This is a genomic window from Rhodoferax ferrireducens, assembly GCF_049302455.1.
In the GTDB taxonomy this organism is placed as follows: domain Bacteria; phylum Pseudomonadota; class Gammaproteobacteria; order Burkholderiales; family Burkholderiaceae_C; genus Rhodoferax; species Rhodoferax ferrireducens_B.
Genome location: NZ_JBAQMD010000094.1, coordinates 16,280 through 31,164, shown reverse-complemented (window position 1 = coordinate 31,164; position 14,885 = coordinate 16,280). Strand labels below are relative to the sequence as shown.

Annotated in this window: 15 protein-coding genes and 1 tRNA gene; 7 read left to right on the top strand and 9 right to left on the bottom strand. The window is 61.5% G+C overall.

Annotation, left to right across the window (positions count from 1 at the left end; translation table 11 throughout):
* Positions 1 to 182, top strand: a 182-nt coding sequence (locus WA157_RS15945) for a hypothetical protein (protein WP_422621898.1), incomplete at its 5' end; no start/stop codon positions are given.
* A gap of 67 nt (positions 183 to 249) precedes the next feature.
* Complete coding sequence (locus tag WA157_RS15940; RefSeq protein WP_422621897.1) at positions 250 to 690, top strand: hypothetical protein; 441 nt, start codon at positions 250 to 252, stop codon at positions 688 to 690.
* 133 nt (positions 691 to 823) lie between these two features.
* Here the strand turns inward: WA157_RS15940 and WA157_RS15935 are convergent.
* The 7 genes from WA157_RS15935 to WA157_RS15905 all read right to left on the bottom strand — a co-directional run bounded on the left by WA157_RS15935 (position 824) and on the right by WA157_RS15905 (position 8,330).
* Positions 824 to 899: transfer RNA gene (locus tag WA157_RS15935), tRNA-Thr, on the bottom strand.
* Between the two features lie 32 nt (positions 900 to 931).
* Positions 932 to 1,936 (bottom strand): class 1 fructose-bisphosphatase, encoded by a 1,005-nt coding sequence (locus tag WA157_RS15930; protein ID WP_422621896.1) that lies wholly within the window; start codon positions 1,934 to 1,936, stop codon positions 932 to 934.
* Between the two features lie 46 nt (positions 1,937 to 1,982).
* Positions 1,983 to 4,745, bottom strand: coding sequence for an aminopeptidase N (gene pepN, locus WA157_RS15925; RefSeq protein ID WP_422621895.1), 2,763 nt, complete (start codon positions 4,743 to 4,745; stop codon positions 1,983 to 1,985).
* Positions 4,729 to 5,427, bottom strand: coding sequence for an HAD family hydrolase (locus tag WA157_RS15920; protein WP_422621894.1), 699 nt, complete (start codon positions 5,425 to 5,427; stop codon positions 4,729 to 4,731). The genes pepN and WA157_RS15920 overlap by 17 nt, the downstream gene beginning before the upstream one ends.
* Positions 5,427 to 6,531 (bottom strand): peptide chain release factor 2 gene (prfB, locus tag WA157_RS15915; RefSeq protein ID WP_422621900.1). Its coding sequence is split into 2 segments (ribosomal slippage): positions 5,427 to 6,449 and positions 6,451 to 6,531, totalling 1,104 coding nucleotides; the frame shifts between segments, so codons are not numbered across the junction. The genes WA157_RS15920 and prfB overlap by 1 nt, the downstream gene beginning before the upstream one ends.
* A gap of 78 nt (positions 6,532 to 6,609) precedes the next feature.
* Positions 6,610 to 7,323: a hypothetical protein gene (locus WA157_RS15910; protein WP_422621893.1), complete on the bottom strand. Its 714-nt coding sequence runs from the start codon at positions 7,321 to 7,323 to the stop codon at positions 6,610 to 6,612.
* A 107-nt stretch (positions 7,324 to 7,430) separates the two neighbouring features.
* Entirely contained in the window at positions 7,431 to 8,330 is a 900-nt protein-coding gene (locus tag WA157_RS15905; protein WP_422621892.1) for an alpha/beta fold hydrolase, read from the bottom strand.
* Between the two features lie 25 nt (positions 8,331 to 8,355).
* Between WA157_RS15905 and WA157_RS15900 the strand changes: the two genes are divergently transcribed.
* The 5 genes from WA157_RS15900 (at position 8,356) to WA157_RS15880 (ending at position 13,320) form a co-directional block, all read left to right on the top strand.
* Positions 8,356 to 10,170 (top strand): acyl-CoA synthetase, encoded by a 1,815-nt coding sequence (locus WA157_RS15900; RefSeq protein ID WP_422621891.1) that lies wholly within the window; start codon positions 8,356 to 8,358, stop codon positions 10,168 to 10,170.
* A gap of 62 nt (positions 10,171 to 10,232) precedes the next feature.
* Complete coding sequence (locus WA157_RS15895; protein WP_422621890.1) at positions 10,233 to 11,297, top strand: aldo/keto reductase; 1,065 nt, start codon at positions 10,233 to 10,235, stop codon at positions 11,295 to 11,297.
* 114 nt (positions 11,298 to 11,411) lie between these two features.
* On the top strand, positions 11,412 to 11,897 hold the full coding sequence (locus WA157_RS15890; RefSeq protein WP_422621889.1) for an aminoacyl-tRNA deacylase: 486 nt from the start codon (positions 11,412 to 11,414) through the stop codon (positions 11,895 to 11,897).
* A gap of 80 nt (positions 11,898 to 11,977) precedes the next feature.
* Positions 11,978 to 12,622 carry a glycerol-3-phosphate 1-O-acyltransferase PlsY gene (plsY, locus tag WA157_RS15885; RefSeq protein WP_422621888.1) on the top strand — a complete coding sequence of 215 codons (645 nt, stop codon included), beginning with the start codon at positions 11,978 to 11,980 and terminating at the stop codon, positions 12,620 to 12,622.
* On the top strand, positions 12,619 to 13,320 hold the full coding sequence (locus WA157_RS15880; protein ID WP_011464976.1) for an amidotransferase: 702 nt from the start codon (positions 12,619 to 12,621) through the stop codon (positions 13,318 to 13,320). The genes plsY and WA157_RS15880 overlap by 4 nt, the downstream gene beginning before the upstream one ends.
* A gap of 65 nt (positions 13,321 to 13,385) precedes the next feature.
* On the opposite strand, the gene WA157_RS15875 is transcribed toward WA157_RS15880, so the two are convergent.
* Complete coding sequence (locus WA157_RS15875; protein ID WP_422621887.1) at positions 13,386 to 14,345, bottom strand: HD-GYP domain-containing protein; 960 nt, start codon at positions 14,343 to 14,345, stop codon at positions 13,386 to 13,388.
* A 21-nt stretch (positions 14,346 to 14,366) separates the two neighbouring features.
* Positions 14,367 to 14,852 (bottom strand): YajQ family cyclic di-GMP-binding protein, encoded by a 486-nt coding sequence (locus WA157_RS15870; protein ID WP_011464974.1) that lies wholly within the window; start codon positions 14,850 to 14,852, stop codon positions 14,367 to 14,369.
* Positions 14,853 to 14,885: the final 33 nt, after the last annotated feature.

The following is a 14,885-nucleotide window of genomic DNA, read 5'->3' as shown; positions in this document are numbered from 1 at the left end:
GGGGGGGGCCTCCGGCGGCCTGGCAGGGGCCTGATTTAAAAATATCCAAAACCGAATTCAGAAACACCTTTCACGGAGTCCAGTTTCATTGGTTCGGGAAACTACAGAACGAATGTTGCACTACCGCAAAGGATATTGCCTATATCTCCTCCAGGCTTCCCAATTTCTGGAGACATAAATGAAGACTGCAGAAATGTAAATCAGTACATACAAGCACTCGAGAAGCATTGCGTAAAAGAGGCATCCAAGATGACGGTTGCTTCCTTGCGGTCGCACTTCAAAATTGCGATAGGCGCTGGATTCGCTTACGAGTTTTCACAAGGGGACTTGGACAGAGTTCAAGTGCTAATTAATCAAATTCGAGATTTGATCAACGGAACAGAAGGATTGCAGGAGGACCACAAGCATCGTCTTTTGGCTCGCCTAGAAAAGCTGCAATCGGAAATGCACAAGAAGGTTTCAGATCTTGATCGCTTTTGGGGTCTCATTGGTGATGCTGGGGTCGTTCTAGGCAAGCTTGGACAAGACGCAAAACCCATTGTCGACCGTATCAAGGAAATCGCCGACATAGTTTGGCAAACCCAATCGCGTGCAGAAGAGCTACCCAGTGGCACTCAAATTCCAATGCTAGGTAGCAACAAGGGGGCGAAGAATGATGGGCCTGATGCTGTGGACTCTTCCGAGGCCTGACTTGTGAAAGGGTGCTGCTTAGACTTTTGGCTCAGAGTTGTGGATTGATCCACAAAAGCTCGTAACCCACACTTGGTTACGCGTTAGTTCCATGAAAAAGCCCCTAACCATGACAGCTAGGGGCCTTTGCATTTGGTGCCGGAGAGATGAATCGAACACCCGACCTTCTCATTACGAATGAGCTGCTCTACCGACTGAGCTACACCGGCTAATCACCAAGTCGGCAATTATAGCGGGCTGTTTACGCCTCGCCGTGGTAGCGGGCGATGCGTTCCACTTCATTTTTGGAGCCCAAAAACACGCTCACGCGCTCATGCAGTTTGCCGGGCTGAAGGTCCAGAATGCGCTGTTTGCCGGTGCTGGCGGCGCCGCCGGCTTGTTCTATCAGCCAGGCCATGGGGTTGGCTTCGTACATCAGGCGCAGCTTGCCGGGCTTTTCGGGCTCGCGCTTGTCCCAGGGGTACAGGAAGACGCCGCCACGGGTGAGGATGCGGTGCACGTCGGCCACCATGCTGCCAACCCAGCGCATGTTGAAGTCTTTGCCGCGCGGCCCGGTCGTGCCTTGCAGGCACTCGTCAATGTAGCGTTTCACCGGGGTGTCCCAATGGCGCTGGTTGCTCATGTTGACGGCAAATTCCTGGGTGTCGGCAGGCACCCGCATATTTTCCGCGGTCAGGATGAAGGAGCCCTGCTCACGGTCCAGGGTAAACATGGCGACGCCGTCGCCGACCGTCAGCACCAGCGTGGTTTGCGGCCCGAACACGCAGTAACCGGCGGCGACCTGCTGGTGGCCGGGTTGCAAAAAGTCCTGCTCCAACACCCCCTGGCCATCCGGCTTGACCAGCACGCTGAATATCGTGCCAATGCTCACGTTCACGTCGATGTTGCTGGAGCCGTCCAGCGGGTCAAACATCAGCAGGTATTCGCCTTGTGGGTAGCGGTTGGGCACGATGTAGATGCCGTCCATCTCCTCGCTCGCCATGGCGGCCAGATGACCGCCCCATTCGTTGGCCTCGATCAGCACTTCGTTGGCGATGATGTCGAGCTTTTTTTGCATCTCGCCCTGGATGTTCTCGGACTCGGTGCTGCCCAGTACGCCACCCAGTGCGCCTTTGTTGACGGTCAGGCTGATGCGTTTGCAGGCGCGTGCCACCACTTCAAGCAGCAGGCGCAACTGGGCGGGAATATGGCCTTCCATGCGTTGTTGTTCGACCAGGTAACGGGTGAGGGAAATTCTTTTATTCATGGGTACTCTTTGGGCAGGTAAATGGGGTGTGGACTTGGCGCAAGGCTCAGTCGGCCAGCGCGCGGCTGACCACTTCGCGCACGTCGTTGCTCAGCTCAGGCTTGTCGGCGACGCGTTCAATCGCCTGGCGGGCCGAGCTGCGATAGGGCTCCGCCAGTTTTTTCCAGCGGTCCAGTGCACGCGCCAGGCGGGCGGCGACCTGCGGGTTGATGCGGTCGAGCTCCAGCACCCGCTCGCTCCAGAACACATAACCCGCCGCGTCCGCGCGGTGGAAGGCGCCCGGGTTGGCGCTGCAATAACTGAAGATGACGCTGCGCGCCCGGTTCGGGTTGCGCAGATTGAAGTCCGGGTGCTTGAGCAACTGGCGCACCGCCGGCAGCACCTGGCCGCCCCGGTCGCAGCTGCCGGCTTGCAGCGCAAACCATTTGTCCAGCACCAGTTCTTCGTTTTTGAACAGGGTATGAAATTGAGCCAGCGCCGGCGTGGCGAGTGCGTGGCCGCTGTTGACGAGCGCGTTCAAGGCATTGAAGCGGTCGGTCATGTTGTCGGCGTCCTTGAAGCGTTGGTAGGCCTTGCCCGGCCAAAGCCCGGCCTGCCCTGAGCCAGTCGAAGGGTCGCCGCTGTCTCGGGCCGCCAGACACAATTGCGTCAGCGCCAGCCCCGTCAGGGCACGGCGCCCCGAGGACACGGTGTCGGGGCGGTAGGCACCGTTAGGGGCGTGGGCTTCAAACGCCCACTGCCAATCCGCCGCCAACGCGCTGGCCAGCTGCGCGCGCATGGCTTCGCGCACCGCATGGATGCGCTGCGGGTCCACCACCTCAAGCTGTTCGGCGATATAGGTCTCGGAGGGCAGGGTGAGCACCAGTTCCTTGAAGGCCGCATCCAGCGCGGGGTGGCGCAGCACCGAGCGCATGGCTTCAATATATGCATCATTTAGGGGTGTAGCCCCCGTCAATAGGGCATCACTAGCTATCAATTGAATAGCGCTTCGCAGGGCCAGACGTTGCCCGGCTTCCCAGCGGTTGAAGGGGTCGGGGTCAAAGGCCAGCAGCGTCAGCAGCTGGGCGTCGCTGTAGTCAAAGTCCAGCAGCACGGGCGCGCTAAAACCGCGCAGGATGGAGGGCACCGGTTCCTCGGCCACGTTGACGAAGGTGATGGACTCATCTGCCTGCGTCATGACCAACAGGTGGCTGCCATGTGATGACGTGCTGCCGTCCTGCAACTGCAGCGGCAGGTCGGCGCCGCTGCTGCCCACCAGACCCAGGCTGACCGGAATCACAAACGGTTCCTTGGCCTCTTGCCCGGGCGTGGCGGCGCAGCTTTGACGCAAATTGAGCGTGTAGGTTTGCGCCGCCGCGTCATAGCTGCCCCGGGCCCGCAGGCGCGGCGTGCCGGCCTGGCTGTACCAGCGCTTGAATTGCGGCAACAGGCGCGCCAGCGCCGAGTCGGGGTTGGCGTCGGCAATGCTTTGCGCAAAATCGTCACAGGTCACGGCGTGACCGTCATGGCGCGCAAAGTACAGGGTGATGCCTTTGGCAAAACCAGCGCGGCCAGAAGGATCGGAGGCCCCTTCGGTAGCCAGCGTTTGCATCATGCGCACCACTTCCGCACCTTTTTCATAAATGGTGACGGTGTAGAAGTTGTTGATCTCGATGTAGCTGTCGGGGCGCACCGGGTGTGCCATCGGGCCGGCGTCTTCCGGGAACTGGGCGGTGCGCAGCACGCGCACGTCCTCGATGCGCTTGACGGCGCGGGCCGATGCGTCAGCGCACAGATCCATGCTGAACTCCTGGTCGCGGAACACCGTCAGGCCTTCTTTCAAGGAGAGCTGACACCAGTCGCGGCAGGTGATGCGGTTGCCAGTCCAGTTGTGAAAGTATTCGTGGCCGACCACGCTTTCGATGTTCGAAAAATCGGCATCGGTGGCGGTGGCCTGGTTCGCCAGCACGTACTTGGTGTTGAAGATATTGAGGCCCTTGTTTTCCATGGCGCCCATGTTGAAGTCGCTGGTGGCCACGATCATGAAGCGTTCCAGGTCCAGCGCCAGGCCAAAGCGGGCTTCGTCCCAGACCACGGAGGCCATCAGCGAATGCATGGCGTGTTCAGTTTTGTCCATGTCGCCGGGGCGCACATAGACCTGCAACAAATGCTCTTTGCCGGCGCGGGAGGTGATGCGTTGCTCGCGACAGACCAGCTGGCCTGCCACCAGCGCAAACAGGTAGCACGGTTTTTTGTGCGGGTCGACCCAGGTTGCAAAGTGGCGGCCTTCATTGCCCACGCCACCCAAGGCACCGGAATCCATCAGGTTGCCGTTGGACAGCAACACCGGGTATTTTTGTTGGTCGGCGCGCAGCGTCACGGTGTAGTTGGCCATCACATCCGGGCGGTCCAGGAAATAGGTGATGCGCCGGAAACCCTCGGCTTCGCACTGGGTGAAGAACGAGTCGTTGCTGACGTACAGGCCCGACAAGCTGGTGTTTTTCAAAGGCTCGCAGGTGGTGAAGATTTCCAGTTCAAACGTGCCTTCCAGCGGCAGGTTTTCCAGCACCAGCTTGCCGCCGTCGAGCTTGAACGAGGCGCCCTGGCCATTGACCAGCACACGCGCCAGATTCAGCGCTTCACCGTCAAGCCTCAAAGGCTGCACGCTCACGTCCGGGTTGCGGCGCAGTGTCATTTTGTTGAGCACGCGGGTCTTGGCCGGGTCCAGGTCAAACGTCAGGTGAACGCTGTCGATCCAGAACGCCGGGGCGCTGTAGTCGGCGCGGCGAATCACCGCGGCCGGGCCGTTTGAGTCACGAAGTTGCAACATGCAGGTTCTCCAGAAATTTCGAGTTCATTAGTTCGTTGTAGTCGCGCACGCTGGCAAGCACGTGGGCTCCAGCCAGTTGCGCTGGCGTGTGGGTGCTGCAAATGGCCACTGCGCGCATGCCGGCCCGGCGTGCCGCTTCAATGCCGAATGGCGAATCTTCAAAGACAATACAGGCTCTGGCCCCCGTATTCATTCGCTTTGCAGCTTCCAAAAATATAGCAGGCTCGGGCTTGCCGGGCAAGCCTTCGTCGCCGCCCACGATGGCGTGCGGCGAGCTTGGCAACTGGAGGTGCGACAACACAAAGGCAATGTTGTCCTGATCACCGGCGGTGCCGACAGCCACTTTCAGACCCCGGGCCAGCGCCTTCCCGGAGAAGGTCTTGAAGCCGGCCACCTCGGTGAAGATGGGGCCGAAGAGTTTGCGGTAGAGCCGCTCTTTTTCGGCAATCAGGGTCCAGGCTTCGTCGTCGGTCAGGTCACGCTGAAACAGCTCGCGCATGCATTCGGCGCCGTTGCGCCCGGTGGTGCGGCGCATCAGGTCATCCAGATCCAGCTCCAGGCTGTGCTGCCTGGCAAACACCTGCCAGCTCTGCGCATGGCTGGGCATGGAGTCGATCATGGTGCCGTCCATGTCGAAGATCAGGGCTTCGACCGCGTGCAGCGGTGCGCGTGGATCCGTCATCAAACGCCCATCTTCAACGAGGCTTGAATGAACGGGTCCAGATCGCCGTCCAGCACCTTTTGCGTGGCCGATGTTTCGTAGTTGGTGCGCAGGTCCTTGATGCGGCTGCTGTCCAGCACGTAGGAGCGAATCTGGTGGCCCCAGCCCACATCGGTCTTGGTGTCTTCAAGCTTTTGCTGTTCCTCCTGCTGCTTGCGCATCTCAAAATCGTAGAGCTTGGAGCGCAGGCGTTTCCAGGCCACTTCGCGGTTGCCGTGCTGGCTACGCCCGTCTTGGCACTGCACCACGATGTTGGTGGGGATGTGCGTCAGGCGCACGGCAGAGTCGGTTTTGTTGATGTGCTGACCGCCGGCGCCGCTGGCGCGGTAGGTGTCGACCCGCACGTCAGCGGGGTTGATGTTGATCTCGATGGAGTCGTCAATTTCCGGGTACACAAAGACCGACGCGAACGAGGTGTGGCGCCCGCCGGAGGAGTCAAACGGGCTCTTGCGCACCAAACGGTGCACGCCGGTCTCGGTCCTGAGCAGACCAAAAGCATATTCGCCTTCGATCTTGATGGTGGCGCCCTTGATGCCTGCGGTGTCACCGGGGGTTTCGTCTTCCAGGGTGGTGGTGAAACCCTTGCGCTCGGCGTAGCGCAGGTACTGGCGCAGCAGCATGCTGGCCCAGTCGCAGGCTTCGGTGCCGCCCGCGCCGGCCTGAATGTCCAGAAAGCAATTCAGGGGGTCGGCCGGGTTGTTGAACATGCGGCGGAACTCCAGCCCTTCAACCAGGGCGGCCAGGCGCGCGGTGTCGGCCTCGATGGTCAGCAGGCCGGCTTCGTCGCCGTCTTCGCGGCTCATCTCGAACAGCTCGCTGTTGTCAGCCAGCTCACGCGCCAGGTCGGTCAGCGTGATCACCACGCCGTCGAGCGCTTTTTTTTCGCGGCCCAGTTCCTGGGCGCGTTTCGGGTCGTTCCAGACCGTGGGGTCTTCGAGTGAGGCGTTGACGGTCCTCAGGCGTTCCGCTTTGGCATCGTAGTCAAAGATACCCCCGTAAACTGAGCGCGCGTGCGCTCAGGTCGGAGAGTTGGGTGCCGATGGCGTTGATGCGTTCTGCTTCGATCATGGTGGGGCCTGTGAATTCAATTGAAAATAATCGCGTATTTTCTCACGCCACCCCGCGGCCAGGCCGCGCACAGCTTCAACACCCTTTCAGCGCGACTTCAAATTCACCCGTCAGAGACGCATTGGCCGGCACCTTCTGGCGCTGCTTTTCATTCGGCCAGATGGCATGGCCCGGCGTCGCCTTGGCACCCGTGTCACGCACCGCCCGGCCCATCATGAATTTGCCATAGTCCTCCATTCCGGCCTTGGCAAAGTCCAGCACCCGGGGCTGGCCGGCGCGCACGGTTTCGCTGCAACCCCAGTAAAACAGGATCCGGCCCTTGGGACGCTCCGGCATCTCGTCGGCACTTTCGCGCCCGGTTTTGTGGGCGCCGGGTTGCGCCTCAACCGGCAGCAACAGCAGGCTGGGGCCCATGTTCTGGCCCGCTGGAATGGTTTGGGTGGCCTCGGTGCCGGCCGGTTTGCGCTGCGTCACCACCGCCAGATCGAGCCAGCGCCCCGGCATCATGCCGCGCGTGGCGCCAAAGCTGACGCCGCTCATGCCCGGCATCCCGGTCATGCCGCCCATCAGGCCGCCCAGTGCACCCATGGCCGGCACGTCGGGCATCTCGTCCATGCCGGCCATGGACAGGGTGGCGACATCCATCCAGTACTGCGCGACCGGCGGCTTGACCACCTGGGTCTGCGCCCAGGCGTTGACGCCAGGTGCCAGCGCCGCGCAAGCAAGGGCAAAGGTAAGGGGCGACACGCGCGCGCCGCGCGCCGGCAAAGACAAATGCCTTGTTTTCATGGCCAAACTCCGCAAAGTGCTTGGGGCAGGAGGCCGAAAAACCGCCAGCCTACCACCGGGCGTCTGTGGCTGCTATTGATATTTATCGTGCCCGCGGCGCAAGGGGGTCACAAAAAACGCTCGATCAGTTCGGCCAGTTGCTGCGGCTGGTCGTGGTGCAGCATGTGGCCGGCGTCCTTGACGCAGGCGATTTCCAGTTGCGGCACCACCCGCAGCCGTTCATGGTGTTCGGCCAGCGTGAACTTGCCCTTCCACCACTGACCCATGCTGTCGCTTGATGCCTCGACCATCAACACCGGCATGCTGATGCGCGCATAGATGGCCTGTACTTCTTCGACGCGGTAGAGTTGGGCGTGCGCCACCTTGTGCGCCGGGTCGCCCAGGATCGCCCACTTGCCTTGCGCGTCCTGCTGCGCCCAGTGTTGCGCCAGCCAGTTGGCTTTGTCGGCGCCCAGGCGCGGGTTGGTCTTCATCAGGCGGCGTGCCACGCCGCCCACGGTGTCGTAGGCCTTGAGCGCCATCTCGCCGCGGTGCAGCTTCTTTAAGTCATCCATCCAGTGGGCATAGCGGCCCGGTGCTTCGTCGGGCGTGGTGGCGGGCATGCCAAAGCCTTCCAGATTGACCAGGCGGCGGATGCGCTCGGGGCGCACGCCGGCGTACAGCATGGCCACATTGCCGCCCATGCTGTGACCGACCAGGTTGACCTGGCTGTTTGGCGCGTAGTGGTCGAGCAGAAAGTCCAGATCGGCCAGGTAGTCGGGAAACCAGAAGTTGTCCACGCCGCCCGAAGCTGTCTGGCCGTAACCGCGCCAGTCGGGCGCGATCACGTAATGGTCGTGGCTGAGCGCATCCACCACAAACTGGTAGCTGGCGGCCACATCCATCCAGCCGTGCACGATCACCAGTGGTGTCTTGTCGGGGGCAGGCTCGCCCCACACCCGTACGTGGTATTGCAGATTGCGGATCGGGACAAACTCGCTATGAGAAATTCTTTTGACTTGGTACATTTGCTCGATCATAAGGAGAACTACGATGCCAGTCAGTCAAGCCAGCGACAAATTGCCGGCCTCGCCACCGCAGGCCTATACCCGGCTGCACAGCCACTTCAGGTGGCAGGTGCCCGAGCAGTTCAACATCGCCCAGGTCTGTTGCGCGCGCTGGGCGGCGCAGCCAGATGCTGCTAAAAGAGTAGCTATTCGCGCTTACGAGACGGGGGCTAGCGGCCAGTTTTATACTTATTCTGAACTGCAGGCGCAGGCCAACCGTCTGTCCAATGTGCTCACGGCATTGGGGGTAGGGCGGGGCGACCGGGTCGCGATTGTGATGCCGCAGTGCTTCGAGACCGCCGTGGCCTATATGGCGGTGCTGCAAATGGGCGCCGTGGCGATGCCGCTGTCGATGCTGTTTGGCCCGGAGGCGCTGGAATTTCGCCTGCATGACGGCGAAGCAGTGATGGCCATTGGCGCCGCCAGCGCACTGGAAGGCTTGCAGGCGGTGCGTGCCAACTGCCCGGTGCTGCACTACGTGCTGGGCGTGGGCGATCTGGAGGCCACCCAGAGCCGCGCCGATATCAATTACGCACTGGCGCTGGCGCAGGAAGACGCGCACTTCACGCCGGTCGCCACGCTGGCCGAGGAGGCCGCCGTGTTGATCTACACCAGCGGCACCACCGGCAACCCCAAGGGAGCGCTGATCCCCCACCGCGCCCTGATCGGCAACCTGACCGGTTTTGTCTGCAGCCAAAACTGGTTTGGCTTTGATCCAGCGGCAAAACCGGCCAGCAGCTCAGGGCCAGGCGATTTGCCCGTGGGCTCAGACGCCGTCTTCTGGAGCCCGGCCGACTGGGCCTGGACCGGCGGCCTGATGGATGCCCTTTTGCCCACGCTTTACTTTGGCCGCACGATCGTGGCCTACAACGGCCGCTTCAGCCCGCAAACCGCGCTGGAGCTGATGCGCGACTGCCATGTGACGCACACGTTTTTGTTTCCGACCGCACTCAAGGCCATGATGAAGGCTTATCCGGGCAGCGCGCGCCACACCGTGCGCCAACAGTTCAAGCTACAACTGCAAGCCATCATGAGCGCCGGCGAGGCAGTGGGTGACGCGGTATTTGACTATTGCCAGCAGCAATTGGGCGTGACGGTCAATGAGATGTTTGGCCAGACCGAGATCAACTACATCGTCGGCAATTGCTCTGCCCAATGGCCGCCCAAGCCCGGCAGCATGGGTATGGACTACCCCGGCCACCGGGTGGCGGTGATAGACGATGCGGGCGCCGAGTGCCCGGTGGGGGTGGCCGGTGACGTGGCGCTAAACCGGTTTGACCGGCACGGTGATGCGGACCCGATTATCTTTTTGGGCTACTGGAAGAACGCGAGTTCAACCCGTGCCAAATTCACCGGCGACTGGTGCCGCACCGGCGATCTGGCGCTGCGTGACGCCGACGGTTACCTGTGGTACCAGGGCCGTGCCGATGACGTGTTCAAGGCCGCCGGTTACCGCATCGGCCCCGGCGAGATCGAGAACTGTCTGGTCAAGCATCCGGCGGTGGCGAACGCCGCCGTGGTGCCCAAGCCGGACCCGGCACGCGGTTCAGTGGTCAAGGCCTATGTCGTTCTCGCTCCTGATTTTATAGCTGCTCGCCCTTTTGATACGGGGGATAGGGCCGAATTTGATCTAAAACTTGTGGCACAGCTGCAAGCCCACGTCAAAGGCATGCTGGCGCCGTACGAGTACCCGAAAGAGATTGAATTCATTGACGCTCTGCCCATGACCAGCACCGGCAAGGTGCAGCGGCGGGTGTTGCGGTTGCAGGAGGAGCAGCGCGCCCAACAGCGGGCGGGCTGAAGTGCAGCAGCAGGAGAAACCGTAAACTCATGGCTGAATAAATTACGCACCTTCTCCGCACCATGAAAACCATTCAACTTGGGTCTAGCGACCTTTCCGTGACCCCCATCTGCCTGGGCACCATGACCTTTGGCGAGCAGGTCGATGAGGCCACCGCCTTTGCCATCTTGGACCGCTCGCTGGAGCGTGGGGTCAACTTTTTGGACACGGCCGAGATGTACGCCGTGCCGCCACGCGCCGCCACCTTCAATGCCACTGAAATCATCCTTGGCAACTGGCTGGCCCGGCGCCCCGGCGCGCGGCAGAAGCTGGTGATTGCCACCAAAGTGGCCGGCCCGGCGCGCAGCATGCCGTGGATTCGCGGCGGCAGCGCCGACCTGACCGGTGCCGACATCATCGCTGCCTGCGACGGCAGCTTGAAGCGCCTGCAAACCGATGTGATTGACCTGTACCAGATTCACTGGCCGGTGCGCTCGGTGCCTGCGTTTGGCGGCATTTATTACCAGCCGGCACGCGCAGATGAGGGCACGTCCATGCACGCCCAGCTTGAGGCCCTGCACACGCTGGTGCAAGCGGGCAAGGTGCGCGCGGTGGGCCTGTCCAATGAAACACCTTATGGCGTGCATGAGTTTGTGCGCCTGGCCGACCAGTATGGTTTGCCGCGCGTGGCCACGGTGCAAAACGCGTATTGCCTGCTGAACCGCAGTGTGGAAAATGCACTGGACGAAACCATGCACCACCTCAAGGTGTCGCTGCTGGCCTATTCACCGCTGGCTTTTGGCCTGCTGACCGGCAAGTACGACGACAGCGGCCTGAGCGGCCCGGATGCGCCAGCACAGGCCCGTATCACCAAATATGAATCGACCCGCAAGCAGCGCTGGGGCCGACCGGAGGCTTTGATGGCGGCACGGCGCTACAGCGCGCTGGCCCGTGCGCACGGCTTGACACCGACGCAGTTGGCGCTGGCTTTTTGCTATACCAAATGGCAGGTGGCCAGCACCATCATCGGTGTGACTTCGGTGGCGCAACTCGATGAAGACCTGGATGCCTGGGGCACCACGCTCAGCCCTGAGTTGCTGAAACAGATTGATGCCCTGCGATGGGAACTGCGCGACCCGGCGCAGTAATTCCACTTCTACTTCAATGCGATACGTCGTTGCCCCGCTTTGCCGTGCTAAAGCACTGTCTACAGCGGCGCGCCTAGTCTCACGTCGAATTAGAAATGGAATGAGGTAACCAAGATGGCGAAGCACGTCAGCCTGACGCCCGCCACCCAATTGCTCAAGCGCAGCAAGGTGGCGTTCACCGAGCATCCGTATGAGTATCTGGAACACGGCGGCGCGCTGCACAGCGCGGCCGAGCTCGGCTGGGATCCCTACACGGTGGTCAAAACGCTCATCATGCAAGACCAGGATGCCAAGCCGCTGGTGGTGTTGATGCACGGCAACCGCAAGGTCTCGACCAAGAATCTGGCGCGTCAGATCGGCGTCAAATCGGTGGAACCCTGTGCGCCCGAGGTGGCGAATCGGCACAGCGGTTATCTGGTGGGCGGCACCTCGCCGTTTGGCACCCGCCGCGCCATGCCGGTGTTTATTGAGTCCAGCATTCTGGCCCTGCCGAAAATCCTGATCAATGGCGGGCGCCGGGGCTATCTGGTCGGGTTGGACCCGCAGGTGTGTGTGGATTTGCTGGGCGCCAAGCCGGTGCAGTGCGCACTGGTGGACTGAGTGCACGCGCGGGCTGGCAGAATAGACGCCTCGCACACCAGGCCTGGCGAATGCCACAGCAGGAGAATTTTTTGGAATCCATGCAATCTTTCTTTCCCCTGGCAGCAACGCTGCTGGGCTACCTGATCGGCTCGCTGTCGTTTGCCGTCATTGTCAGCCGCGTGATGGGGCTCAATGATCCGCGCACTTTTGGCAGTAAAAACCCGGGCGCGACCAATGTGCTTCGCTCGGGCTCCAAAACGGCAGCCATCGTCACCTTGTTGCTCGATGCGGCCAAGGGCTGGTTGCCGGTCATGCTGGTCAGGTGGTACGGCAAGCCCTACGGGATGGAAGAGGGCACCATGGCGCTGGTCGGGCTGGCTGCTTTTGTCGGTCATCTGTACCCGGTGTTTTTCAACTTTGCCGGTGGCAAGGGCGTGGCCACGGCGCTCGGGGTGCTGCTGGGCCTGAGCCCGATTCTGGCGCTGGCCACCGGGGCCACCTGGCTCATCATGGCTTACTTTTTTCGCTACGTGTCGCTGGCCTCGCTCACGGCGGCGGTGTTTGTGCCGGTCTACTACGTCTTTGGCGATGGCATGGCCTGGTATCTGAGCAAGGGCGTTCTGGCGGCGCTGTGCGCCATGTCGCTGCTGCTCATTTATCGCCATGCCGAGAACATCAGCCGGCTGATCAAGGGGACCGAGTCGCGCCTGGGTAAAAAAGCCAGGACCGAACGTAAATCATGAAGCTGTGTGTTCTGGAAAACGATGTGCTCGACCCCGAGCTGGCGGCCCGTTTCAGTGGCTTTGGTGACATGTTCCGGCGCTTGTTTGCGGCGGCCGGCGCCGACTGGTCGGTTGAGATTTTCAACACGGTGCAGGGGCAGTACCCGGCCTCCTACGACGACTTCGACGCGGTGCTGCTCACTGGCAGCCGGGCTGATTCATTCTCGCAAGAGCCCTGGGTGCTGGCGCTGCGCCAGCAGGTTGAACAACTGTTGCAAGCCAAAAAGAAACTGCTCGGCGTTTGTTTTGGTCACCAACTGATTGCCCTGTGCCTGGGCGCCGAGGTGGGGCGTGCGCCGCAGGGTTGGGGCGCCGGGCGCATGCGCTACCAGTGGCACACGCCGCAGTGGGCGCAGGGCCGCACCGACATTGCGCTGTTGGCCAGCCACCAGGACCAGGTCGTTGCGTTGCCTGCGGGCGCCACGCTGCTGGCCAGCAGTGAGTTTTGCCCGGTGGCCGCCTTTACCGTGGATCAGCAGGTGCTGTGTGTGCAACCGCATCCCGAGTTTGTGGAAGATTTGAGCGCCTACCTGCTGAACAAGCGGCGCGCTCTGCTGGGGGAAGCGCAATACAGCGCCGCCACTGACAGCCTGGCCCTGGGCCATGACGGCTTGCACATGGCCCGCATGATGGTCGCGTTTGTCGAAGGAAATTTGTAACAAATAGGGCTCTAGCCCCCGTAGAATAAGGGTGTATAGCTATCAAAAAGATAGTAATAGTACGGCTACGGATGTTGCGCGGCATAGGCGCCGAGTTGCAGGATCAAATGGTGGTTCAAGCGGTCGTGCACGCTTGACGTGGGCACGGCGGCCCGGATGCCAGGGCTGCCGCTGGCGCTGCGGTGCAGGCGCGGCGGGTTCAGCCGCATGCCGGCTGGGTTGGTCACGATCGCCAAAATAGGCCGGTTCGGGGTGTCGCTGCGGCGTACCACCACGGCCACCTCCTGGCTGTCCAGGCGCACATAAGTGCCGGGTGGAGACACGCCCACCAGACGCACCAGCACATGACCCACTTCATCGTTCTGAGCTATGGATTGGGTGATGATGGCGCGCGCCGAATCGGTGGCACTGCGGCCTTCGCGCGATTTACGGGGGCTGATCATGGCGGCGTAGCGGTCCACCATGCGCAAGATGCGGGCCAGTCGGCGCTCGGGCGGCAGGGCGCGCAGCTCGCCCTGGTCCGTGCTGTCGTCATGGTGCAGGGCCAGGGTGTCGAGCCACAGCGCGTCAAGCACGCCCAGGTCGGCCAGCATGGCGGCGCCCTGGGCCGCGTGTGTGCGAATGGTTTCCTGTTGCGCCGGGGTGGGCCGCTCCAACTGGCTGGCCAACTGGTCCTGCAGCGCCGTCATTGCCATGTTCATGGTCAGGGCCGCATGCACCAGGCCGTCGCGCTCGCCCTGCGGGAGCTTCAGCTCCACGGCGATCAGGTGGCACAACACCGCGCTGACCAGCGCGTGCGAGGCGCTGTAACCCACCGGCGAATTGGTGGCCAACTGGAACAGCAAATACAAACCGACATCGGTGTCGCGCGCCAGCAGGCCCTGCATCCAGCGGTCGTACTGCCAGACGCGTTTTTCAAACTCCTGAATGCTGGCCGGGCGGCCCAGAATAATGCCCAGGCCCGCCTCCAGATCGGACCAGAGGCCGAGCAGGTCTTCGTATTCGTTTTCGGTCTGGATGGTCACGCGCGGAGTCCTAAATTTTCATCAGTCGCGAAAATTATCGAAGCTCAGGGGTACTTCGGTGATGTCTTTTTTGATCAAGGCCATGGCCGCTTGCAGGTCATCGCGCTTGGCGCCGGTGACGCGCAATTTGCTTTCCTGAATGGCGGCCTGCACCTTGATTTTGCTGTCCTTGATCAGGCGCTGGATTTTCTTGGCCAGCTCGGTCTCGATGCCGTTGCGCACCTTGATGACCTGCTTGACCTTGTCACCGCCTATCTTTTGCACCTCGCCCTTGTCCAGGAAACGCACATCAACGCTGCGTTTGGTGAGCTTGTTGCGCAGAATATCTTCGATCTGGCTGAGTTGAAAATCAGCGTCGCCCGTCAGGGTGATTTCCTTGTCCTTGAGTTCAATGGCCGCGGGTGTGCCCTTGAAGTCAAAGCGGGTGGTGATTTCCTTGGTGGTGTTTTCCACCGCGTGTTTGACGTCCACCATGCTGGCTTCGCAAACTGTGTCAAAAGAAGGCATTTGAGTTACTCGATAAAAATTTGCCCGCCCTGA

Coding starts and splice junctions, on each gene's coding strand:
- WA157_RS15940 (WP_422621897.1), top strand. CDS start 250: ATGACGGTTGCTTCCTTGCGGTCGCACTTCAAAATTGCGATAGGCGCT.
- WA157_RS15930 (WP_422621896.1), bottom strand. CDS start 1,936: ATGAATAAAAGAATTTCCCTCACCCGTTACCTGGTCGAACAACAACGC.
- pepN (WP_422621895.1), bottom strand. CDS start 4,745: ATGTTGCAACTTCGTGACTCAAACGGCCCGGCCGCGGTGATTCGCCGC.
- WA157_RS15920 (WP_422621894.1), bottom strand. CDS start 5,427: ATGACGGATCCACGCGCACCGCTGCACGCGGTCGAAGCCCTGATCTTC.
- WA157_RS15910 (WP_422621893.1), bottom strand. CDS start 7,323: ATGAAAACAAGGCATTTGTCTTTGCCGGCGCGCGGCGCGCGCGTGTCG.
- WA157_RS15905 (WP_422621892.1), bottom strand. CDS start 8,330: ATGTACCAAGTCAAAAGAATTTCTCATAGCGAGTTTGTCCCGATCCGC.
- WA157_RS15900 (WP_422621891.1), top strand. CDS start 8,356: ATGCCAGTCAGTCAAGCCAGCGACAAATTGCCGGCCTCGCCACCGCAG.
- WA157_RS15895 (WP_422621890.1), top strand. CDS start 10,233: ATGAAAACCATTCAACTTGGGTCTAGCGACCTTTCCGTGACCCCCATC.
- WA157_RS15890 (WP_422621889.1), top strand. CDS start 11,412: ATGGCGAAGCACGTCAGCCTGACGCCCGCCACCCAATTGCTCAAGCGC.
- plsY (WP_422621888.1), top strand. CDS start 11,978: ATGCAATCTTTCTTTCCCCTGGCAGCAACGCTGCTGGGCTACCTGATC.
- WA157_RS15880 (WP_011464976.1), top strand. CDS start 12,619: ATGAAGCTGTGTGTTCTGGAAAACGATGTGCTCGACCCCGAGCTGGCG.
- WA157_RS15870 (WP_011464974.1), bottom strand. CDS start 14,852: ATGCCTTCTTTTGACACAGTTTGCGAAGCCAGCATGGTGGACGTCAAA.